Genomic DNA, 22,563 nt, shown 5'->3' with positions numbered 1-22,563 from the left:
TTTAAAACTGTATCATTTTCTAATTGTTAAGTAGTTAACATAAATCTACTATCATGGAAAACGAAAATTTAAATAGAGCCATCGACAACGTAAAAGAGGCCTGGAAATACCCTGAATTATTTCAAAACATTTCCAGATCAGAACGCTGGCTATCTGGTGCAGCAGGAACCTACCTACTTTTTAAAGGGTTAACAAATGTATTTTCACATCCTGTAATTGCCTTAACAGGTGCGGCAGCTGGAGCAGGCTTACTTTATAGAGGCTTAACCGGATATTGCCCGCTAAAAGATTTACAAGAGCAACGCGAAGAATTGGTGCCAGATGAAATCATTGTAAGAGAAACTTATCTTGCTGATGATTTGGCGTAATAAATTGAATACTAAATTTCCTTTTCTTAATAAACTGGCTATCTTTAAAAAAGATAACCTATAATTATGAGCAAATACGCATTTCTTATTATTCCAACCTTATTTGGTATGTCGGCATTGGCGCAGGATAAAAAAACAGATCCGGCGAAAGAAGCTGCTAAAACAGAAGTTTGGGAACCAGTTCCTAAAACTGTTACTCCGGGAGGTTTACCTCAGGATGCACCATCTGACGCGACTATTTTGTTTAATGGCAGAAATCTAGATGCCTGGCATTCGGTTAATGATCCTTCAAAACCTGCGGCATGGACAATAGATGATGGCTTTTTCACCGTGAAGAAAGGAACTGGAAATATCGAAACCAATAAAAAGTTCACAGATTACCAGCTTCATATGGAGTGGCGAATCCCTGCAAATATTACAGGTACAAGCCAGGCACGTGGAAATAGTGGTGTATTTTTAGCTTCTACAGGAGCTGGAGATAACGGTTACGAAATCCAGATTATGGATTCTTATAACAACAAGACCTATGTGAACGGACAAACAGGAAGTGTGTACAAGCAAGGAATTCCATTAGCCAATGCAAATAAAAAACCAGGCGAATGGCAGTATTACGATATTATTTGGAATGCACCGAGATTTAATGAGGATGGTTCAGTATTAAAACCTGCAACCGTAACGGTAATGCTTAATGGTGTGCTATTGCAAAATAACTTTGTTGTAAAAGGCGAAACCAGGTGGATTGGTGCGCCAGAATATAAAAAACATGGTGCAGCATCGATCAAACTTCAGGATCATGGTGATCCAAGTCCGCCGATCAGTTTTAGAAATATCTGGATTAGAGAACTTTAAGCTTTTATAAGAGGCTGAATCAGTAATTATCGAAGATATCATATTCTGGGTTGCTTAATTCAATATTATTCTTGTCCTGGCCGGACAGGCTCTTCTTATTTGGGCAACCAAAGACCAGCGGAGCTAGCTTGAACACCAATTACCTAATAAACAAAAGTGAAAAACAAAAGTTGCCGACTCGCAATTTTTCTGTCCAAGTCAATGGGTAGGCTTATACAGTGCCATCCCAAAAAATTGACTATGTCGGTCTAAGAGCAGAACGAAGAAACGGTGGTTTGGCTTAGCTGGCTGGCTATAGCGATCGCTATCTGAGCATTGCAATTCCCCTCCTTCGGAGGGGTGCCTGAAAGGCGGGGTGGTTGAGCCCCGCTTTACTAACAATGGTAACTTATTAAAACACTTTTTTTTATAACTCCTTCGACAGGCTCAGGATAACATTTCTTAATTGCTATCAGCTTGAAGCATTTTCATGTAAACATCGCGCTCAATCATTTCTGCTCCTAAACTCATTAAATGATCGTTTGGCAGCTGGCAATCAATCAAATCAATATTCAGCTTGCTCAGGTAAATTAATGCTGCTTTTGAAGCATTGCTTACGGTACTGAACATGCTCTCGCCACAAAAAATACGGTTCACTTTTAAGCCATATAAACCACCTACCAATTGTTCATTTTGCCAAACCTCTACACTGTGGGCGTAACCGTTTTGATGAAGATTTAGATAAGCCGCTTGCATCTCATTGGTAATCCAGGTTCCATCTTGCCCCTTTCTTGGCGTTTTGGCACAATTTAAAATCACTTCCTCAAATGCCGTATTAAGTGTGATGGCAAATACCTCATCACGTAATATTTTCTTCATGCTTTTGCTTACCAAAATGCGATCAGGATAAATCACGCATCTTTGATGTGGCGAATACCAAAGGATAGGTTCGCCTTCATTAAACCAGGGGAAAATACCATTCGAATAAGCCAGCAGCAGTCGTTCCAAACTTAAATCGCCACCAATGGCAAGTAAACCATCTTCTTCAGCCAAGGCTGGATCGGGAAAAACCATTTCATGGTCTGGCAATTGAAAAAACATCCGTAAAAATAAGAAAGAAAATAATGATTAAACCCAGGCGTTTAAATTAAGTCATACAGTTAAACTGTTAATTATGAGCGCAAAAGATAATTTCTTCAAAGTAAAGCATCTTTATAACAGAGCAGGATTTGGTATTTCTTACTCAGATTTACAAAAACTGAGTAAGAAAAACATCGAAAAGATTGTTGCAGGTCTGCTAAAGGAACCCAAAGTTGATGATTCTATAACATTGGTTAATGGGATGGAATCTAAACGGCAGATGCTGGTTCAATCTGGATTGTACGCAAAAAAAGACCTAAACAATGAGGAAAAGAAAATGCGGCAGGAAATTGTTCGGATGCAGAACGAAGTGAGTAAAGACCTGAACATTGCCTGGGTAAACAAAATGATTGGTACCACCTCTCCACTCCGCGAAAAAATGACCCTCTTTTGGCATGGCCACTTCGCCTGCCGAAGCAACGATCCGCTGTATGCGCAACAGCTCAATAATATTCAAAGAACAAATGGCTTGGGAAGTTTCAAGACGCTGCTGATCGAAGTTTCGAAATCGCCAGCCATGTTACAATACCTCAATAACCAGCAAAATAGAAAGGGCAAACCCAACGAGAATTTTGCCCGTGAGCTGATGGAACTTTTCACCTTAGGCAGAGGAAATTACACGGAGAATGACATTAAAGAATCTGCCAGATCATTTACCGGTTGGATGTACGACAAAGACGGGACATTTATTTTCCGCCAGAACCTGCACGATGAAGCGCCTAAAACGTTCTTTGGTAAGACCGGAAATTTCGATGGAGAAAACATCATCGATCTCATTTTAGAAAAACCAGAAACAGCTACCTTCATCGCCAGAAAAATTTATAAATTCTTTGTAAACGATCAGCCAAATGAGGAACATGTAAAAGAACTCGGGAATCATTTTTATGCGTCTAATTATCAGATTTCAGAACTAATAAAAAAAATGTTTACTGCAGATTGGTTTTACAGCGCAGAAAATGTGGGTACCAAAATTAAGTCTCCGGTAGAATTTCTGGTTGGCCTGAGCCGTGAGTTTTACGTCACCTACAACAAACCGCAAATACTTATCCAATTGCAAAGCAGTTTGGGCCAGTATCTCTTCAATCCACCAAATGTAGCAGGTTGGCCAGGTGGACAAAGCTGGATTGATAGTTCCTCCCTGATGCTGAGAATGCGTATCCCATCATTGGTATTAAATGATGGCGAAATAGATTTTAGCGGGAAAGCAGATCCTGAAGATGAAGCCGTGATTGCTTTAAATAGAAATGCTACTGCAAATGCAAATAATAAGGCTAAGCCAAAATCTTATGTAAACGCAAATGCCGATTGGCCTAAGTTTATAGGTACCTTACCTAAAGGAATCTCGCCGCTGGAACTCTCTGAGTTTCTACTACAACCTAAACTAAATGAAAAAATAGTAAAAATGGTGAGCGATAACAAAGGCCTCAGAAGCACTGCTGTAGAAATTACCAGTATGCCAGAATATCAATTGGGTTAAACCTCAAAATCCTAAGGAGATGAACAGAAGAAATTTTTTAAGAAATACCGGTTTTGTTGCCGCAGGCTCATTATTTGTTCCTGCATTTATGAAACCATTAGAAGCCATGGCGCTTGATGAATTGAGCCTTTACAAAAACCTGGTTGTGGTGCAACTTTCTGGTGGTAACGATGGTTTAAACACAGTTGTTCCTTTTGGAAACGACATCTATTACCAAAAAAGAAAAAGCATTGCCATCAAGCCTGAAGAAGTGATCAAGCTTAATGATATGCAAGGGTTAAATCCCAATATGGCTGCCCTGCAGGAAATTTATGATCAGGGCTGGATGACCATTATTAATGATGTCGGTTATCCGAATCCAGATCGTTCACATTTTCGATCCATGGACATCTGGCAAACCGGTAGCGACAGCAATCAGTTTCTTTCTACAGGTTGGATTGGCCGTTACCTGGATAGCAATTGCCAAACTTGCAAATTCCCTTATACTGCTATAGAGGTTGATGATTCCTTGTCTTTGGCCATGAAAGGCCAGACTAAAAAAGGAATCGCTTTGAAAGATCCGGCAGCATTGTTCCGCAACACTAACAATCCATTTTTTAAAGCGGTGCTCCAAAGCGATAAAGAGCATTTGGATGAAGACAATTTGGGCTATCTGTATAAAACGATGATCGAAACCCAGTCATCAGCCAGCTATATCCAAAACACCTCAAAAATTTATCAATCTAAAGCCACCTATCCCAACACTGGCTTTTCCAACCAACTTAAAACAGTTTCGAAATTTATATCTTCAGGATTAAAAACAAGGGTTTATTATGTTTCGCTCAGTGGTTTTGATACCCATGTTAATCAAACGAATCAGCAAGGTAATTTATTAAAACAGTATAGCGAAGGCATGGCAATTTTTCTTAAAGACCTGAAAGCGAATAATAAACTGGAAGACACCTTGGTGGTTACTTTTTCAGAATTTGGCCGCCGTGTAGAACAAAATGCCAGCAATGGTACCGATCATGGAACAGCCAATAATATGTTTGTTTTTGGTGGTCGCCTTAAAAAACAAGGCATCTTTAATGCTGCGCCAAACCTCAGCGATTTAGATAGTGGTGACTTAAAATATCAGCTAGATTTTCGTCAGGTTTATGGCACCATACTGGATAAATGGCTGGATGTAGACAATGGAGAAATCTTGAATAAGAAATTTAATACGCTGGATTTCATATAATCTGGAAAGCAAAGGTAATGGTAAATCGGTTACAGCAGCCCCGCTATTCATTACAACGCCAGCAATAGAAAAAATTGCTGGCGTTTTCATTGCTATCGGGTTTAGTTTACCCGGGCAGTAATAAAAAACTATGTTTCCTTCCTCCCCAATAACTATTTTCGTTTTAAAACATATACTGCGTTACTGTCACTTTTCCATTCGCGCTCCGAAAAAACCTGGAATAACTCATAGCCATATGATTTTGCCTTGTTAACAAAGTCAAGAGCAGAATCAAATTCCATTTTTTTACCTAAATCATCTTTAATACAGGTCTTGTTTAAATCGTCTGCAATTTGCCCATATTCAACGGATACAAAGACCTTCTGCGCAAATGTTCTTTTAATTTCCTTTACCTGCATATAATTGGCATTGATATCCGTTAACCGAACGCCATTTACGGTTTGTGCTTTGGCATCAGGTAACGCAAAGCCAGCCACCATTGCAGCTAAAATCATTAATTTTTTCATAATTTGTTTCTTTTGTGTGTGGCTGTAAATTAAGAAAAATCAGTCTTCCAAAAAAGAAAAATCATTTTTCAATATGTAACAATTACAACTGAAAGCTATCTTAAACTAAAAAAAGGAAATGAACTTCTTAGGCAATATTATCTGGATTATTTTTGGCGGAATTTTTATTTTCTTCGAGTATATTATTGGCGGTTTGATCCTCTGTTTAACTATTGTAGGAATTCCATTTGGTATTCAATGCTTCAAATTTGCTATAGTTGGCCTTGCTCCTTTTGGTGTAAAAATTACTGACACTTCTTCCAACACTGGCTGCTTATCAACTGTTATGAATCTCATTTGGCTGGTTTGCGGCGGATTTTGGATTTTCCTCACCCACCTGTTTTTCGGAATTTTATTTTGCATTACCATTGTGGGTATTCCCTTCGGAAGACAACATTTTAAGCTGATGAACCTGGCCTTTACGCCTTTTGGAAAATCAATCTCTTGATTGTTAGCATAAGTTCGATAATTATTACTGCCTTTCACACCTCGGTCTGTGACTACCCTCTAATGCATCGGAGGAAATTAAGATTGCCATGCCCCTCCCTCTGACTATCGTGTGAACAAATCTTTGAGAGTGGTTTTTTATGCATTATGCTAACTAACTTTAATAAAACACAAGCCTTACCGAAGAGCGCCGTCAATCCCAAGGGCCGGAGAAATCAAAAAAACAGTTGTACAATAGCATAAATAGCACTATCAAACCTTAAACGCAGTGGTTTTGTGTTCATAAATATAGATTCGAAGCTTAAAATAATTTTGAACACAAAACAAAGTGCCCCTGTTTTTTTGATGTGTGTTGGGTCGTGTAAAAGGCCCATAGTTGGATTGACAAAGCGCTTTGGGTACTTTGGCGCTCCAAAGTACCATGCCTCCGCGGCAAAGAGCGGAAAAAAATCTTTAAAACTAACTGTGTATCCACACTATAGTCCCTTAGAGTTTACCCAAAGGGCGGAGTGTTTAAAGTAAAAACAAACTATTCAAATGATATTCTAATACCTATCATTATACATAGCTATCGGTTTGTTAACACAACAAACACTCCTGATTATCAAATAAGACCAATTGATTTAGAATGTTCAATCGCTTCATCACTGGTATTAAACAAGCAAGTACTAACCTGCTTTGCTTGCACCTTGCTTAATAATTCTAAGGTTTGATCACGTTTTTCGGGCCGGATATTCCGGATATAAACCGCCTTAATATTCTGAGGATATTTCTCAGCAATCTGGGTATAGATTTCCGGATCCTGCTGTGTGTTATCACCAAAAAAAACAAACTTCTGATTTGGAAAAGCATCCAGAATCCGCATTACACGGATTAATTTTCCTTCATGCCCCGTTTTACCTGTTTTAAGTAAATCGCTCCACTTCTTTAAAGTATTAAGTAAAAAGGCACCATCTGGAAGTTGATTAAACCGAAAGGTTTCGAGAAGGTAATCATATAAGTTCCATTCGCTACTGCTTACATAGAAAAAAGGATTGGGCTGATTTGGATTGGTGTGCGATAATGCAAGTTGCTGATAGTGATCAGCTGCATTCGAGAATGTTTTTCGTGTATGCGGATTTTTAATAAACAGTTCTCTGAGTCTTCTGCCAATGGTTGCGGAATGCGAAATCATTACGGTATCGTCTACATCAGAAATAAAGGCATATTGTGTAATGTGTGGCACATAAACTTTCCCCTCTCCTGTATTCAAAATATTTCCATCTTTATCCACAGCCGCTACTTTTACATAATGCCAGCCAGCCGAAACATCTTCATCAGCCTTCCACTCAAATTTAAAAAAACCATCCTTCTCTGTCTTCTGATAGATCGTTTGTCCGAAAAACTGAAGCTGCACCGCTACCGATGGATAAGGTTTCAAAATGAAAAGTTTAAGCAGATGAATGATATTAACAAAGATATTATTGCTGTAAATCTGCTTGGTTTTCAACTTACGCTTAAACACATGACCATAAACAACCAGATTATGCTTATGCCCATAACCATGATATACTTTTACACTTACAGATTTATTCATTGATATTAAAACAGAGTTTAGCAAAAGTTGTTTGTGTTATAAGCCATTAGGTTAAACACATGAAATTACTATTTATTATAAATCCAGGTTCAGGTAGCCACGATATCAATTTAAAGGAAGTAATTTCTTCGCACTTTTCAACGAAAGAAGTGTCTATCGAATTATTTGAGCTTTCAAAAGATTGCTCACTCGAAAAAATTAAAGCAAAAATTAAGGAAGAACACGCCGATCGCGTAGTAGCTGTTGGCGGCGACGGAACACTAAAACTTGTTGCAGAATGTTTGCTCAATACTGATGTTCCAATCGGGATTATTCCAGCCGGATCAGCAAATGGAATGGCAAAAGAATTGGGCATCCCGACGAAGATCGAACAGGCGCTTGATTTGGTCTTAACTGGCACGCCACACAAAATTCACACGGTGAAACTCAACGATGAAATTTGCATTCACCTTTCTGATCTTGGTTTCAACGCCTATTTGGTCAAAAAATTCGACACGCTGCCAGAACGTGGGATGTGGGGTTATGCCAAAGCAACCTGGCATGCCCTGTGGAACCACAAAAGAATGCAGATTGAGTTAGATATTAAAGGCAAAATCATTAAATCCGCAGCGGCAATGGTGGCCATTGCAAATGCAACGATGTATGGAACAGGCTTAAAAATTAATCCGGATGGAAAACTTGATGATGAGCTATTTGAGATTATAGTGGTTAAAGATTATTCTTATCTGGAAATTTTGAAGATTTGGTTGACCAAATTGCCTTTCAACCCCAAGAAAATTGAGGTTTTTCAAACTTCGAAAGTGAAAATATTTTCAAAACATAAAGTTCACTTCCAGATTGATGGAGAATACGTTGGAAAAGTAAATGAAGTTACCGCCGAAATTTTACCTGCTTCGGTAACGGTGATTTTGTAAGCTGGACTATTGAAACGAAAACAACAGATGCTGAATCAAGTTCAGCAGGACGACCGTTCTTATCCAAATGTATAGTATTTCACTAAACCATAACATATTGGATCTTGTGAGATGCTTTGATAAGAACTAAAATTGAGATCCAGCTTGTTATTTAGTTACAGATATACAAATGAAAGGCAGATATATTCTATGCTACTAGCATTCCCCTCCTCCGGAGGGGTGCCTGAAAGGCGGGGTGGTTTGATACACCAAATCTGCGAAATCGCCGTAATCTGCGTGAAAATTCTTCGCAATTCAAGCTATACAGATTATAATTAAAATACCTTTCTATGAATCTGAATAGTAAAATACAGCCTAAAAAACTCCGCAATAAAGCAAACCCTGAATAAAATATTAAACCAAACCTCACTTAGACTCAGTAATTCCGGTAAATAAGTGATGAAACCAACAGAAAAAATCCAGACAATTAATCGAAAAGGAAACTGCACGTAATAAGTAACAAAACCAAATTTCCTGAACATCAGCAATCCAATTGCAGAAACAAAAAGGAGCACACACAAAAACAAGGTTAGCCACACTTTTACCTGTGAAACCACCTGATCCGGAATTTCATTGATATGTGTAACTATTCCCCAAAACTGTTTAGCTAATAGAATAATGCTAATGAAATCCAGAATTGCAAAAAACCTTACCGTGTTTTTCATTTATTTACAATATTTCGAGAGGTAAGCATCCGCTAAATTACTCCCCATATTTTTAACAAATGAAAAATCTTCGCAAGCTCCCTGCTTATCACCTTGCTTAATCTTCTGCAGGCCTGTCTCTATCCTCGAATTGAAGTATTCATCATCAATTCCCAATTGCCTTTTGATGGTAATAAATTGAACTTCCTGTCCCGGTTTCGCCTGATCTATATTTTTGTAGAAATTGATAACCGAGTTGGTTAAAGCTTCCTCTGATTGGTAAGCCCTTATTGCCGCTTCTATAGCAGCGCTTGATTTCCCTTCACAGTTAAAGCCTTCCAATTTAAAATTAACCGGAATAACCACAGCTGTTGTGGTATCATAGCCAGACGGCACCTGCCATTTCCCACTACTTAAACGAACCAGCCTCAAGGCTTCATCATCTAAATCCGTCAAAATCCCTTTACTTACTTTCGAAGAATAAATATTTCCCCGCCCATCCAACTTAAAGCTGATACTAACGGTCCCCTGAATGCAATTGGCTTTAGAAAATGAAGGATAGATGGTGTTCTCTCTTAGAAAATCAGTAAAACTCTTCTTTCCCGATTGAAATTGAACTTGTGCAGAAGCAAGCGCACTTAAAAAAATAAAGCAAATGGCGAAAAGCACTTTCATAGTTCTAATTTACGTAAAAAATAAGCTCAAAGATTAATCCTGCAGTTATCCAGGCATGGCATGTTTAAAATGAAGCGCCAGGATTACATTCGGATCTGGACAATTTTCCAGGTATTTTTCCCGTTCGCTAAACCTGCACACCCCGGGATAGTCTCCTTTAAAATCACCTAAATCCCGGATAACCTGAAAGTGTAAATGTGGCGGCCAGTTCCCATTTTCTTCCTTAGCGCCCAGCGTTGCAATTTTTGCTCCGGCAGGAATAAAACTTCCTTCTTCTAATCCATTTAAAGATTCCAGACTTAAATGCCCGTATAATGCGTGAAATTTAAAGCCCTCTATATTATAAGATAGAATGATGGTCGCACCATAATCTCCAAAATGGTTGTTATTTGCAAAACTATGAACAGTAGCATCATAAAAATTATAAATTACTGTTCCGGCCGGGCCCCAAATGTCTACACCCAAATGCAACCTTCGGGGTTCTTCTTCCGTATCGAAATGCACACTCCGGGTATAGATGGTTCGATGTTCATTGTACCCTCCAATTCCATAACGGGCATTATGCTTTAAAAGTTTTTCATTTACCCAATTGGAGAACAAATCAGTATCAGCTAAAGTTTCATCCATTAGCTCCGAATTCCGCGCTGTAAAATCCAGTGGCAACAGATGGTCGGTGTTTTCATCAAAATCAATTATCTTTTTAATTGAGGCTGCGTTTGTATGAATAGCCTGCTCAAATGTCTTCATTATAAAATCAAATAAATATTGACGTGGTGTATTAAAAAACAACCCGCAGGTATATCTACCGTGCGGGTGTAAAATCTTTAGCTATAAAGCAGATTAAATTAATAGACTATTCTGCTTCTTCATCCGGTTGCCTTGGCTCTTTCGAAATTTTTTCAAAAAGATGATCCATACGTTCTACATATTCATTTGTATCATCTACAAAGAAGGTAAGCTCTGGCACCACCCTTACCTGGTGCCTGATTCTGGCTCCTAATTTATAACGGATTTCTCCTGCATGTGCGTTAACGGTATTGATGGATAATGTGGTATTGGTGGTATTGAAAAAGCTTAGATAAACCTTGGCTACGGCTAAATCTGACGATACCCTTACGCGGGTGATGGTTACCAATGTATTTGGCAAAAATGCACCACCTTCACGCTGAAAAACCTGAGCCAATTCTTCCTGTAGTACTCCTGCAAATTTTTGCTGACGTTTACTTTCCATATCTTCTATTATTAATAAAGTAAGTTATCGTACGGGTATCTTGCTGTGTGAGCAGCTTTTACTTTATCGTACAACAACGTTTTAAACTCTTCTATATTCTCTTTTTCAGTAGCTGAAATAAATAAAACAGGCACCTTACCATGACTCATCCAACTTTTCTTGAAATCTTTTAAACTTAATTTGCCATCGTCATCATCCCCTTCGGTTTCCGGTGAGACATAAGCATCAATTTTATTAAAGACCAGAATCATGTCTTTATCAATTGCACCAATATCCTTTAAGGTTTCGTTAACAATGTGAATCTGATCTTCGAAATTCGGATGTGAAACATCCACCACATGAATTAAAATATCGGCTTCTCTTACCTCGTCTAGCGTCGATTTAAAACACTCTACCAAATGGTGAGGCAATTTCCGGATAAATCCAACTGTATCGGATAAAAGAAAGGGTAAGTTTTCGATTACCACTTTTCTCACTGTTGTATCCAGCGTTGCAAAAAGTTTATTTTCGGCAAATACTTCAGATTTAGACAGCATATTCATGATGGTTGATTTACCCACGTTGGTATAACCCACCAAAGCAACACGAATTAACTCGCCACGATTTTTCCGTTGCGTTTCGTTCTGCTTATCAATCAGCCTCAAACGTTCTTTGAGTAATGAGATTTTATTTAAAATAATCCGTCTATCACTTTCTATCTGCGTTTCACCCGGCCCTCTCATTCCTATTCCACCTTTCTGGCGTTCAAGGTGAGTCCACATTCCCGTTAAACGAGGTAAAACATATTGCAATTGCGCCAATTCTACCTGCGTTTTAGCCTGAGCAGTTTGCGCTCTGCTTGCAAAAATATCAAGAATCAGGTTACTGCGATCCAATACTTTAACACCGAGCTCACGATCGATATTTCGCAGTTGAGATGGGGATAATTCATCATCAAAAATGACGGTATCTATCTCCTCTGATTTTACATATGCTTTAATTTCTTCAAGCTTTCCAGTACCCACAAATGTGGCACGCTCTGGCTTCAACATCTTTTGCGTGAAGTTTTTTTCTACTTTACCACCAGCTGTTTCAACCAAAAAGGCCAATTCATCTAAGTATTCTCTTGTTTGTTCTTCCTTCTCACCTGGCGTAATTACACCAACCAAAATGGCCCGTTCCTGCTTAATCGCAGTATCATAAAATTTTTGTTTTCCCATGTAATTATGTGCAAAGATACAAATTTTGCAAACTTGTAATTTCATTTAAAAACCATTAGGTTAAGCGAAATGTTTACCATTAAAAATGAAGCACCCAATTAAGTCCTAAATCTGGCCAAAATAAAACAGAAACCAGCTTAGCAACATGGTTTATGTTGCCATGAGCAGCCTTGTTAGATAAATCACCATACACCAAATGTTTAAAAAAATAAAAGCACATTCACTCACTAAAGGGTAAATTCGTATTTTAAAACTGAAATCAATTGGCAAAAACAAAAACAGCATATTTCTGTCAAAGCTGTGGTTACGAATCTGCAAAATGGCTGGGTAAATGCCCATCCTGTGGACAATGGAACACTCTAGTTGAAGAAATTATTGAGAAAAGTACTACATCAGTACCTACCTGGAAAACCGAAACAAGTTCAAGAAAATTAAGTAAACCCAGTAAAGTTGATGAAATACAATCGTCAGCTGAACGAAGAATTCTGACTGGCGACAAGGAGCTGGATCGCGTTTTGGGCGGTGGCCTGGTAGAGGGTTCGCTGGTTTTAATTGGTGGTGAACCCGGTATTGGAAAATCTACCCTGATGTTACAATTGGCATTGAATATTAAGGGCAAAAAACTGCTGTATATTTCTGGTGAAGAAAGTGAGCAACAAATTAAGATGCGTGCAGAAAGGATTAAAGAAAGTCCATCTGCTGATTGCTACATCCTCACAGAAACATCAACACAAAATATTTTCAAACAGATTGAGATTTTGGAACCTCAAATTTTAGTGGTCGATTCTATCCAAACCTTGCATTCATCACATATCGATTCTACACCGGGAAGTGTATCGCAGGTTCGGGAATGTACAGCCGAATTGCTTCGCTTTGCTAAGGAAACAGGCGTACCTGTTTTCCTGATTGGTCACATTACCAAAGATGGCGCTATTGCCGGTCCGAAGATTCTTGAGCACATGGTTGATACCGTTTTGCAGTTCGAAGGAGACAGGCATCATGTTTACCGAATCCTCAGGTCTATTAAAAACCGTTTTGGAGCAGCAGCCGAACTTGGAATTTATGAAATGCAGGGAAGTGGTTTGAGAGAGGTTTCTAATCCTTCCGAAATACTGCTTTCACAACGTGATGAAGAATTAAGTGGCATTGCCATCTCTGCTATGCTTGAAGGTGCAAGACCTATGTTGATTGAAACGCAGGCGTTAGTAAGTGCTGCTGCTTATGGTACACCGCAACGATCGGCTACTGGTTTCGATACCAAGCGAATGAACATGCTTTTAGCGGTATTGGAAAAACGTTGTGGCTTTAGATTAAGTACGCAAGACGTTTTTCTTAACATTGCTGGCGGAATCCGTGTGGAAGATCCCGCTATCGATCTGGCCGTTTTAATTGCGATTATCTCCTCTCATCAGGATATTCCCATTTCATCTAAAAATTGTTTTGCAGCAGAGGTTGGCTTATCTGGGGAAATCAGGGCAGTAAACCGGATTGAGCAACGCATTGCTGAAGCAGATAAACTGGGCTTTGAAACCATTTATATCTCAAAATATAACCTTAAAGGAATTGATATCACGAAGTACAACCTGGAAATTAAAGCAGTAAGTAAAATTGAGGAAGTATTTGAAATGATTTTTGGTTAGTTATATCAGTAAAATAGGGGAAATTATTCAACAGATTTCCCCACTTTGATATTTAAATTCCCCAAATAGTAAATGAGTATATCATCTGGCACTGACTACACGAATACATAAAACACTACATATCAGATCGTTGAACACAAGCATTGGAACTTTGACAATTTTGGATTCACGTTTGCCTAAGGTATTGTATCGTAGATCATGGGATGTGATCTACGACAATAGGGATGATTTTCCTCGTTAGTGAGAACTAACGAGGATTTTTTTTGTTTGCTCTATTTATCTAAATTTTAAATAACTTTGATTCAGATCAGTAACCGAATCATATCATTCCTAAACTATACCCAATGAAAAAAATTATTTTAAGCCTGAGCTTTTGCCTATTTGCCTTCGCCGGATTTACTCAAACTGCATATACAGGTCAAAAATTTGGCGAAGAAGTTAAACCCGGAGATGTTAAACCTGCAGCAAAAATGGAATCTGCAATGGGCAATCAAACTACAACCGACATGAAAATTCAGGGTAAAGTTGTTGATGTTTGCAAGAAAAAAGGCTGCTGGATGACTTTGGAAATGCCAAATGGCGATCCGATGCGGGTTACTTTTAAGGATTATGCTTTTTTTATGCCAATGGATATTGTGGGCAAAAATGTGGTCTTGGATGGCTTAGCGAAAAAACAAACCATATCAGTAGAAACTTTACGTCATTACGCAGAAGATGCTAAGAAATCACCTGAAGAAGTTGCTAAAATTACCGATCCGAAAAAAGAGTTAGCTTTTGAAGCTAAAGGAGTGGTGATACTGGATAAAGAATAAAAGACTGAAAGCGAAAAGGTTAAAGCTAAAAGGGAAAAAAAATAAAGTTTAATGCTGAAAGAGAAAAGCCTAAAGCGAAAAAAATAAACTTCAAATCAAACCATAACCCCGATGCATTTTGTACCGGGATTATGGTTTTAAAAAGGTTTTCTTATAAAACCCAGTTCCAGCCAAATTCATCTGGTGCCAAGCCGTAACGGATGTCGTTAAGTTTTTTAGCAATACCATTTGAAATATTTCTGGTTGAAGGATCTGTCAATTGATAAATCTCTCCTTTATAACCAATCTGGCCAACATGCGTTACCGTTGCAGCTGTACCAGCAGCAAAAGCTTCAGTTAAGCTTCCACTCTGAATGCCTTCAATAACTTCTTTTACAGAAACCCTACGCTCTTCCACTTCAATTCCAGATTCCTTAGCCAATTTGATAATCGTATCTCTTGTAACACCATCCAAAACAGTACTTCTTACAGATGGAGTAACCAATTTGCCATCAATCACAAAAATTAAGTTGGCTGTTCCTGCTTCTTCTATATATTCGTGAGCAATAGAATCGGTCCAGATCAATTGATCAAAACCTTCTTTTCTGGCTTGTTCGAAAGGGTATAATGAACGGGCATAGTTTCCTGCTGTTTTTGCAAAACCAACACCACCTTCATCAGCACGTGTAAATTCAGTTTCGATTTTAACTTTCAAAGCAGAACTATAATATGGTCCTGTTGGAGTAGTTAAAAGGGCAAATTTATATGAATCGGAGGCACGAACACCTAAATATGGGTCTGTTGCAAACATTACCGGACGAATATAAAGCGCATAATCTGGTTGATTAGGCACCCATTTCTCATCAATGGCAATTAAAGCGGCCAAACCCTGCATAAAAATCTCTTCAGGAATGGTTGCCATAGACATTCTGGTTGCAGATTTATTAAAACGTTCGAAGTTTTTATCTGCACGGAAGACACTAATTTTTCCATCAGGTAAGCGGTAAGCTTTTAAACCTTCAAAAATTGCCTGACCATAATGTAGCGCAGAAATTGCAGGACTCATTGGAATTGGTCCATACGGAAGAATCTGCAAATTTTTCCATTCGCCGTCTTCATAATCGGCTGTAAACATGTGATCGGTAAAAACCTTACCGAACGGTAATTCAGAAAAATCAGTAACTGTTAAACGAGTTTCTTCAGCTTTAGTGATTTTTATCTCTAATGTCTCGGTCATTGTATTTGAATTTTGAATGAATGATTTTTGAATGAATGAATGGTTTGCAATAGGCAAATTCAATCATTCAGGCATTCTCTAACTCAATCATTATTGTTTTTGCGCAAAATAGCAAAAAAGCCGCTTTTATAATAGCTTTCTTAGATATTAATCTTTGTTTCTGAGTGTTTTGAGTACACTAAGCACCCAGCCTTTCCCCCATTCTTCCATATTTTCTTCCGTCCATAAGAATGGATAAAAGATTCTTTTCTGAAAACGCGGAGGCAGGTATTTCTGCCAATTCGTTCCACCAGTGGCCGCAACATCAACAGGATCTTTTTCCAGGTAACGAACAGCCGATTTATAGTGGGATAAGGGCCACTCTACATTCACATATAAATCAAGTTTCCGCAATTCTTCTGCAAGCGCCGAAACATCGTCGCCTTTAGCTTTTAATTGATGATACAGTGCCGAGAAATTAGTTAAAGAACGATCTTTAGCCAGCTGTAAAAATTGCGCTGCATATTTTTTTATAAATTGCTTTAAGGTTAACGTCTGCTTTCCAGAAGCCAGTTCAGTTGCACCAAATTTCCAGTAAATGTGTTCAAACTGTTCTTCAATGGTAGCTGCAGTCAATTCTTCGCGTTTACTTTTATCAACCAGTCGAATAAAATCTGTCGCGCAAATCTCGATCATTCTATATTGCCCCGATTGGAAACCGCTCGCTGGTAAAAGTGACATTCTAAATTTTAAAAATTGCTCCTTTTCCATACCGTCAACCATCACTTCGAAAGAGGTAGTTAAAGCATTAAAATAAGCGTTGATTCTTTTAACCCTAGCGGTGAAAAATTCTACTGTTAAATTTTCATGTTCAGCAATTTGCCTACACTCGTGTAAAGAGAGTTTAAAATATAATTCTGTAATCTGATGATACATGATGAAAATTTCTTCATCTGGAATCGGCGTTTTCGGACTTTGGAGACTTAGCAAAGTATCGAGGTGAATATAGTCCCAATAGGTTAGAAAATCAGCATAAAGCAATCCATCCAGGTATGAAGCCATATCCTGCCCCATTGCGGTATACTTTTCTTGAAGTTGATCCAGTTTGTCTTTAATCTCTGGTGTGAAGTCCATTTTTTTGATTTATTAATACAAAGGTGATAAAGATTTTTGTAGAAATGGCTAAATTTTCTACATTTGGCTTGAAGGCGATGGGGTACCGCCAAAACCGCCCAAACAGGCTGATGACTCCTACGATTTTATTTAAAATTGAATTCAAATGCCTGTTAAAAATTTAACAGAAGGATTTCTTCTGTTTTTCAATCGCTTTATAAAGCAAGATTTTAGATCACATTTAATAAATATCCTAAAGTGGGTATTTTTTTCCACACTTATCGGCGGGCTAGTTGGATCAGCCTCTGCCTTATTTTTAGTAACACTGAACTGGGCGACTAATTTTAGAGAAAGTCACCTATGGATTATTGCTTTTTTGCCCTTGGCAGGATTAGCCATTGGCATGAGTTATCACTATTGGGGAAAAGACGTTGTGAAGGGAAATAACCTTCTGATTGAAGAATTACAAAGCCCTAAAAAGGTAATTCCATTCCTCATGGCTCCTTTAATCTTTGCTGGAACAATCATTACCCATTTGTTTGGCGGTTCTGCAGGGAGAGAGGGTACGGCGGTACAGATTGGGGGGGCATTTGCAGATCAGTTGACTAAAAAATTCAAACTGCAAACTGCAGACCGAAAAATCATTTTAATCTGTGGCATTAGTGCAGGTTTTGCTTCAGTTTTTGGAACGTCACTGGCAGGTGCCGTTTTTGGGCTCGAAGTTTTTGTATTGGGAAGTCTGATGTATTCAGCCGTATTACCATCACTGATTACAGCCTTAATTGCAGATTATACTTGCAAAGCCTGGGGCGTTGGCCATACGCATTATTCCATTGGATTGGTGCCGCACATGAGTTTCATTAACCTGATGTTATCGCTTGGTGTTGGAATCATTTTTGGTTTGATAGCAAGAAGTTTCTCAACTTTAAATCATACCTTTTCGCATATTTTTAGCCTAATTAAATATCCACCCATCAGACCTTTTATTGGAGGATTGTTCTTGGTTGGGATCATTTACTTGTTGGGAAATACTAGGTTTATCGGATTAGGTATTCCGGTAATTTTGGAATCTTTTACCCATCAACAAGCCTATTATGCGTTTGCAATTAAACTTTTTTTAACGGCATTAACATTAGGCTGTGGTTTTAAGGGTGGCGAGGTAACACCGCTATTTTTTATTGGTGCAACGCTTGGAAGTTTCCTAAGTTTTTACGTTCCGCTTCCAGTAGGCTTACTGGCAGGAATGGGTTTTGTTGCTGTTTTCTCTGGTGCTGCAAATACGCCTTTAGCTTGCATTTTAATGGGAATGGAATTATTTGGGATGGAATCTGCAGTTTACATTGCCCTTGCCTGTATTACTGCCTACTTCTTTTCTGGTCATTCCGGGATTTACAAATCACAAGCCATTGGTCATTTTCAAAGATTTCGTATTAAAAAGCATCAGTTTTTAAGGTAGAAATAAAATTAGCTTTGATAAAACCTAGCTGTTGCGTCTTACTATGACTCAACGCATATAGCGATTGCATTAAGATTGCTTCGTGGCAATAGCGGAGATAAAATAAGCAGATTACGGATTTACCACCCCGCCTTTTAGGCAGCCCTCCGGAGGAGGGAATCGCGATCGCTTAGCCAACCAGCAGGGCCAAACCACCGTTTCTTCGTTCTGCTCTTAGACCGGCATGGTCAATTTTTCGGGATGGCACTAACCAAGCCAAACTACTGACTTCCAAAGAAAAATTGCGAGCCGGCAACTTTGGGTTTTCACTTGCGTTTATTGGTTATTTTGTGTTCAAGCTAGCTCCGCTGGTCTTCTGTTGCCCAAAGAAGAGAGCCCGTCCGGCCAGGACGAGATAAATCCCTTTTAAGTACGAAAAGTAAAAGACATTTTCGTACTTGGGTTAGAATATTGGAAGTTATTAATGTTTGTTTACATGATGCAAAGAGCAATTGCTATAACCAAAATCTGGTCGTAGTCTCGCTACGACTCAATACATATATCGATCGCATTAAGATTGCTTCGTGGCAATGGCGGAGATAAAATAAGCAGGTTACCAATTTACCACCCCGCCTTTCAGGCACCCCTCCAGAGGACTATCGTGTGGACACAATTAATTTATAAAGATCTTTTTCCCGCTCTTTGCCGCGGAGGCATGGTACTTTGGAGCGCCAAAGTACCCAAAACGCTTTGTCAATCCAGCTATGGGCCTTTCGCAAATCCCAAACACATCAAAAAAACAGCGGGCACTTCGTTTTGTGTTCATATTCTTTTAAGCTTCGAACCTGAAATTATGAACACAAAACCACTGCGTTTAAGGTTTGTTAGTGCTATTTTTACTATTGTACAACTGTTTTTTTGATTTCACCGGCCCTTGGGATTGACGGCGCTCTTCGGTAAGGCCTAATTTTTTATTAAAGTTGGTTAGCAAAATGCAGAGAAAACCACGCCTGGAAAATGTGTCCACACGATAGTCCAAAGGAGGGGAATGGCGATCGCTTAGCCACCCAGCAGGGCCAAACCACCGTTTCTTCGTTCTCCTTTTAGATCGGCATGGTCAATTTTTCGGGCTTGGCACTAACAAGCCAAACTACTGACTTCCAAAGAAAAATTGCGAGCCGGCAACTTTGGGTTTTCACTTGCATTTATTGGTTATTTTGTGTTCAAGCTAGCTCCGCTGGTCTTTGGTTGCCCAAAGAAGAAGAGCCCGTCCGGCCAGGACGAGATAAATCCCTTTTAAGTACGAAAAGTAAAAGACTTTTCTTACTTGGGTTAGAATATTGGAAGTTATTAATGTTTGTTTACATGATGCAAAGAGCAATCGCTATAACCAAAATCTGGTTGTAGCGTCTCGCTACGACTCAACGCATATAGCGATTGCATTAAGATTGCTTCGTGGCAATAGCGGAGACAAAATAAGCAGATTACAATTTTACCACCCCGCCTTTCAGGCACCCCTCCGGAGGAGGGAATGGCGATCGTTTAGCCACCCGGCAGGGCCAAACCGCCGTTTCTTCGTTCTGCTTTTAGACCGGCATGGTCAATTTTTCGGGATGGCGCTAACCAAGCCAAACTACTGACTTGGATAGAAAAATTGCGAGCCGGCAACTTTGCTTCTTTGGTTGCCCAAAGAAGAGAGCCCGTCCGGCCAGGACGAGATAAATCAACGCAAATGACAATCGCATTAAGATTGCTTCGTACCTCAGCAATGACGGTTTTTTGATCAGTTTCCTAATACAACACCCTAAACTTAATGGTATGTTCAATTTTCTTAAGCGATTTGAACAATTGTTTATCATACTGTGCATTGATATCTGTAATGGCATAACCAATTTCCGGATTAGTCATCAGAAATTGCCCTACAATGTTGATATCATGTTTTGCAAACACCGTGTTAATTTTCGCCATAATGCCAGGTACATTTTTATGGATGTGGATCAAACGATGAGATTTATCAATTTTAGGCAACTGCAAATTCGGGAAATTGCTGCTGAGGTAAGTAGCACCCGTATTCATAAAATCTGCCACGCGTTTGGGAATAAAATCGATGTTGCGGGGGTTGCTTTTTGGATCATCAAAAACAACAATTCCCTGCCTGGTACATAAATCGAAGTCAAATTTATTTTTCGCGCTTCCTAAATAACCGATGGTTTTTAATTTAACTGCATTTTTTAATTGCTCGTTATCTAACTTCTCGCCGTTTGCCAAAATGATGATTCCAACATCCTTCACATACTTTTCTTCAAAAGAAGTTTTTTGTCTAATGGAAAGACCATCATTTTTTAAGATGGCTATTGTTGCCGGATCTACATCACCAATCACCAAACATAAAATCCTATTTTTCGGATAGGAAATGGCACGAGGTAAATCATTTACATATAAAAACTCATCGAAACTTGGCGTAACATGATCTGCTTTCGCCACAATACTTTCACGTGCAATATTCTCTGTAAAAGCAAAAAACTTATTAATCAAGCCGCTTTCACGCAATTGAAAATCAGAATAACCGTCTCCGATTCCGAAGAGCATTCCCTCTAACTTCAGATGCTGCAATAACTTTACTTTTCCACCTTCTTCGCTTAGCGGATTAGCATGATCGTAATCGATAATGTTTCCATCACCTGTGGTAACGAAAGTATTGGCATAAATATTTTCTTTTTTAATGTGGTACTGACTTACCACCGGCGTGATAAACTCTTTAAAACCGCCAGAAACAATCAGTACATCATCAGCGTGCTTTTTAAAGAACTCCGCATTGCGTGAGAATGAGGTAGAAACCTTTTTCTTGAGGTGTTTGATCAGTAATTTAAGATGATCTTCATTGGCCTCCAGTAATTTCACCCGCTGTGCTAAACTTTCAGAAAAGGAAAGTTTCCCTTCCATGGCAAAATTGGTATAGTCTTCTATCTTCTGGAAAATAGCCTCTTTATCAGGATGGTTCTTTAAAGAGATTCTGGCGAGTTCATCAAGCGCTTCTACCTGGGTAAAAGTGCTATCGAAATCGATAATGTAATACGCTTTTTGTTTGGGCATTATTTCAAATATTGGGTAATTTCTGTTATGCATTCACGCACTGGTTTAAAAGTTATCCCAGTTTGTTCAATTACTTTATTGTTGTTATAGTAACTTAGGGTTATACTGCTTGTGGCGGTATCTTTGGTTATAGATGGTTCTTCTCTGGAAAATAATGAAGCTATTTTTAGTGCCCGCCAGGCTAGACCAAGCATCCAGGGTTTGGCTTCTTTGGTTGGTGCCTTCACACCAAAACCATTCGCAATCTCGGTAAATAAGTCTTTATAATGGATGTTACCTGCTGAGATAATGTATCGTTCACCAGAAACTTCAGCATCCATTAACAGGATCATGGATTTGGCTACATCTTCAACAGCTACAAAACCAGATGCACCGGTGGTATAAAATGAAAAACCATCTTTTACCAGTTTGAAGATGGCACCACTGCCTTCAAAACCTGCATTTTTACCTATAATTATTGATGGATTCACAATTATAGCATCCAGGCCTTCGTTAATTCCACGCCAAACTTCCATTTCGCCTTCATATTTCGAAAGCCCGTAGGCATGTGCTTTAGAATCATACTCCCAAAAGTTTTTTTCTGTGATCTGTTTATCTTTTTTGGCAATACCTAAAGCAGCAACGGAGCTGACATGTAATAGGCGGCAATTATGCTCCACACAAAGATTAACTAAATTTGAGGTACCATCTATATTGACGTGAAATAATTGTTTTTTATGCTTGGAACTAAGAGATACAAAGGCAGCACAATGGTATACCTGCGTAACATCTTCGAACGCTTCTTCGAGCGTAGCTGGCTCATTAATATCAGCATTGAACCACTCAATCAATGCATTATCCTGAATTAAAGCAGGGATTTTAGATTTTTCCCGCTTCAAAGCGCGAACAGCTAAACCTTGATCAGTGAGCTGTTTTAGCAATTCAGCACCTAAAAATCCTGTTCCTCCGGTTACCAGTATCATTTTATTTTTTT

At 38.8% G+C, this 22,563-nt stretch carries 21 protein-coding genes and 1 riboswitch; of the genes, 9 read left to right on the top strand and 12 right to left on the bottom strand.

What is annotated here, in order from left to right; all coding sequences use genetic code 11:
- Positions 1 to 53: 53 nt before the first annotated feature.
- Positions 54 to 368: a YgaP-like transmembrane domain gene (locus ACN1CD_RS03745; protein ID WP_419128910.1), complete on the top strand. Its 315-nt coding sequence runs from the start codon at positions 54 to 56 to the stop codon at positions 366 to 368.
- A gap of 66 nt (positions 369 to 434) precedes the next feature.
- Positions 435 to 1,217, top strand: coding sequence for a 3-keto-disaccharide hydrolase (locus ACN1CD_RS03740; protein ID WP_419128909.1), 783 nt, complete (start codon positions 435 to 437; stop codon positions 1,215 to 1,217).
- Positions 1,218 to 1,658: 441 nt separating this feature from the next.
- Here ACN1CD_RS03740 and aat read toward each other — a convergent pair whose 3' ends face one another.
- Positions 1,659 to 2,297: a leucyl/phenylalanyl-tRNA--protein transferase gene (gene aat, locus ACN1CD_RS03735; RefSeq protein WP_419128908.1), complete on the bottom strand. Its 639-nt coding sequence runs from the start codon at positions 2,295 to 2,297 to the stop codon at positions 1,659 to 1,661.
- A 73-nt stretch (positions 2,298 to 2,370) separates the two neighbouring features.
- On the opposite strand from aat, the gene ACN1CD_RS03730 reads away from it, so the two are divergent.
- On the top strand, positions 2,371 to 3,813 hold the full coding sequence (locus tag ACN1CD_RS03730; protein WP_419128907.1) for a DUF1800 domain-containing protein: 1,443 nt from the start codon (positions 2,371 to 2,373) through the stop codon (positions 3,811 to 3,813).
- A gap of 19 nt (positions 3,814 to 3,832) precedes the next feature.
- The gene (locus ACN1CD_RS03725) at positions 3,833 to 5,032 is read left to right on the top strand and encodes a DUF1501 domain-containing protein (RefSeq protein WP_419128906.1); all 1,200 of its coding nucleotides are present in this window, start codon (positions 3,833 to 3,835) and stop codon (positions 5,030 to 5,032) included.
- 152 nt (positions 5,033 to 5,184) lie between these two features.
- Here the strand turns inward: ACN1CD_RS03725 and ACN1CD_RS03720 are convergent, their stop codons facing one another.
- Positions 5,185 to 5,538, bottom strand: a complete 354-nt coding sequence (locus tag ACN1CD_RS03720; RefSeq protein WP_419128905.1) for a hypothetical protein — start codon at positions 5,536 to 5,538, stop codon at positions 5,185 to 5,187.
- A gap of 118 nt (positions 5,539 to 5,656) precedes the next feature.
- On the opposite strand from ACN1CD_RS03720, the gene ACN1CD_RS03715 reads away from it, so the two are divergent.
- The gene (locus ACN1CD_RS03715) at positions 5,657 to 6,025 is read left to right on the top strand and encodes a YccF domain-containing protein (protein WP_419128904.1); all 369 of its coding nucleotides are present in this window, start codon (positions 5,657 to 5,659) and stop codon (positions 6,023 to 6,025) included.
- A gap of 603 nt (positions 6,026 to 6,628) precedes the next feature.
- Here ACN1CD_RS03715 and ACN1CD_RS03710 read toward each other — a convergent pair.
- Positions 6,629 to 7,600 carry an App1 family protein gene (locus ACN1CD_RS03710; RefSeq protein WP_419128903.1) on the bottom strand — a complete coding sequence of 324 codons (972 nt, stop codon included), beginning with the start codon at positions 7,598 to 7,600 and terminating at the stop codon, positions 6,629 to 6,631.
- A gap of 59 nt (positions 7,601 to 7,659) precedes the next feature.
- Between ACN1CD_RS03710 and ACN1CD_RS03705 the strand changes: the two genes are divergently transcribed.
- The gene (locus tag ACN1CD_RS03705; RefSeq protein ID WP_419128902.1) at positions 7,660 to 8,514 is read left to right on the top strand and encodes a diacylglycerol/lipid kinase family protein; all 855 of its coding nucleotides are present in this window, start codon (positions 7,660 to 7,662) and stop codon (positions 8,512 to 8,514) included.
- 314 nt (positions 8,515 to 8,828) lie between these two features.
- On the opposite strand, the gene ACN1CD_RS03700 is transcribed toward ACN1CD_RS03705, so the two are convergent.
- The 5 genes from ACN1CD_RS03700 to hflX form a co-directional block, all read right to left on the bottom strand.
- Positions 8,829 to 9,218, bottom strand: a complete 390-nt coding sequence (locus ACN1CD_RS03700; protein WP_419128901.1) for a hypothetical protein — start codon at positions 9,216 to 9,218, stop codon at positions 8,829 to 8,831.
- Positions 9,219 to 9,872 carry a TonB family protein gene (locus ACN1CD_RS03695; RefSeq protein ID WP_419128900.1) on the bottom strand — a complete coding sequence of 218 codons (654 nt, stop codon included), beginning with the start codon at positions 9,870 to 9,872 and terminating at the stop codon, positions 9,219 to 9,221. It abuts the gene before it with no gap.
- Positions 9,873 to 9,917: 45 nt separating this feature from the next.
- Complete coding sequence (locus ACN1CD_RS03690) at positions 9,918 to 10,619, bottom strand: peptidoglycan DD-metalloendopeptidase family protein (RefSeq protein ID WP_419128899.1); 702 nt, start codon at positions 10,617 to 10,619, stop codon at positions 9,918 to 9,920.
- A gap of 106 nt (positions 10,620 to 10,725) precedes the next feature.
- Positions 10,726 to 11,103: a 30S ribosome-binding factor RbfA gene (rbfA, locus tag ACN1CD_RS03685; RefSeq protein WP_419128898.1), complete on the bottom strand. Its 378-nt coding sequence runs from the start codon at positions 11,101 to 11,103 to the stop codon at positions 10,726 to 10,728.
- A gap of 11 nt (positions 11,104 to 11,114) precedes the next feature.
- A complete protein-coding gene (hflX, locus tag ACN1CD_RS03680; protein ID WP_419128897.1) occupies positions 11,115 to 12,302 on the bottom strand; it encodes a GTPase HflX in 1,188 nt (395 codons plus the stop codon).
- Positions 12,303 to 12,565: 263 nt separating this feature from the next.
- Between hflX and radA the strand changes: the two genes are divergently transcribed.
- Positions 12,566 to 13,942: a DNA repair protein RadA gene (gene radA / locus ACN1CD_RS03675; protein WP_419128896.1), complete on the top strand. Its 1,377-nt coding sequence runs from the start codon at positions 12,566 to 12,568 to the stop codon at positions 13,940 to 13,942.
- 344 nt (positions 13,943 to 14,286) lie between these two features.
- Positions 14,287 to 14,754 carry a DUF4920 domain-containing protein gene (locus ACN1CD_RS03670; RefSeq protein WP_419128894.1) on the top strand — a complete coding sequence of 156 codons (468 nt, stop codon included), beginning with the start codon at positions 14,287 to 14,289 and terminating at the stop codon, positions 14,752 to 14,754.
- Positions 14,755 to 14,905: 151 nt separating this feature from the next.
- Here the strand turns inward: ACN1CD_RS03670 and ACN1CD_RS03665 are convergent, their stop codons facing one another.
- A complete protein-coding gene (locus ACN1CD_RS03665; protein WP_419128893.1) occupies positions 14,906 to 15,970 on the bottom strand; it encodes a branched-chain amino acid aminotransferase in 1,065 nt (354 codons plus the stop codon).
- A gap of 147 nt (positions 15,971 to 16,117) precedes the next feature.
- Complete coding sequence (locus ACN1CD_RS03660; protein ID WP_419128892.1) at positions 16,118 to 17,083, bottom strand: tryptophan 2,3-dioxygenase family protein; 966 nt, start codon at positions 17,081 to 17,083, stop codon at positions 16,118 to 16,120.
- 64 nt (positions 17,084 to 17,147) lie between these two features.
- Positions 17,148 to 17,210, top strand: a riboswitch (Fluoride riboswitch).
- A gap of 18 nt (positions 17,211 to 17,228) precedes the next feature.
- On the opposite strand from ACN1CD_RS03660, the gene ACN1CD_RS03655 reads away from it, so the two are divergent.
- Positions 17,229 to 18,518, top strand: coding sequence for a voltage-gated chloride channel family protein (locus tag ACN1CD_RS03655; RefSeq protein ID WP_419128891.1), 1,290 nt, complete (start codon positions 17,229 to 17,231; stop codon positions 18,516 to 18,518).
- 1,770 nt (positions 18,519 to 20,288) lie between these two features.
- Here the strand turns inward: ACN1CD_RS03655 and ACN1CD_RS03650 are convergent.
- Together ACN1CD_RS03650 and ACN1CD_RS03645 are read right to left on the bottom strand one after the other, a co-directional pair.
- Positions 20,289 to 21,590, bottom strand: coding sequence for an HAD-IB family phosphatase (locus ACN1CD_RS03650; protein ID WP_419128890.1), 1,302 nt, complete (start codon positions 21,588 to 21,590; stop codon positions 20,289 to 20,291).
- A complete protein-coding gene (locus tag ACN1CD_RS03645; RefSeq protein ID WP_419128889.1) occupies positions 21,590 to 22,552 on the bottom strand; it encodes an NAD-dependent epimerase/dehydratase family protein in 963 nt (320 codons plus the stop codon). Before ACN1CD_RS03645 ends, ACN1CD_RS03650 begins: the two co-directional genes overlap by 1 nt.
- Positions 22,553 to 22,563: the final 11 nt, after the last annotated feature.

The sequence above is a fragment of the Pedobacter sp. N23S346 genome (assembly GCF_048515415.1).
In the GTDB taxonomy this organism is placed as follows: Bacteria; Bacteroidota; Bacteroidia; order Sphingobacteriales; family Sphingobacteriaceae; genus Pedobacter.
The sequence above is the reverse complement of the archived record's forward strand: the minus strand, read 5'-3'. Positions and strand labels throughout refer to the sequence as shown.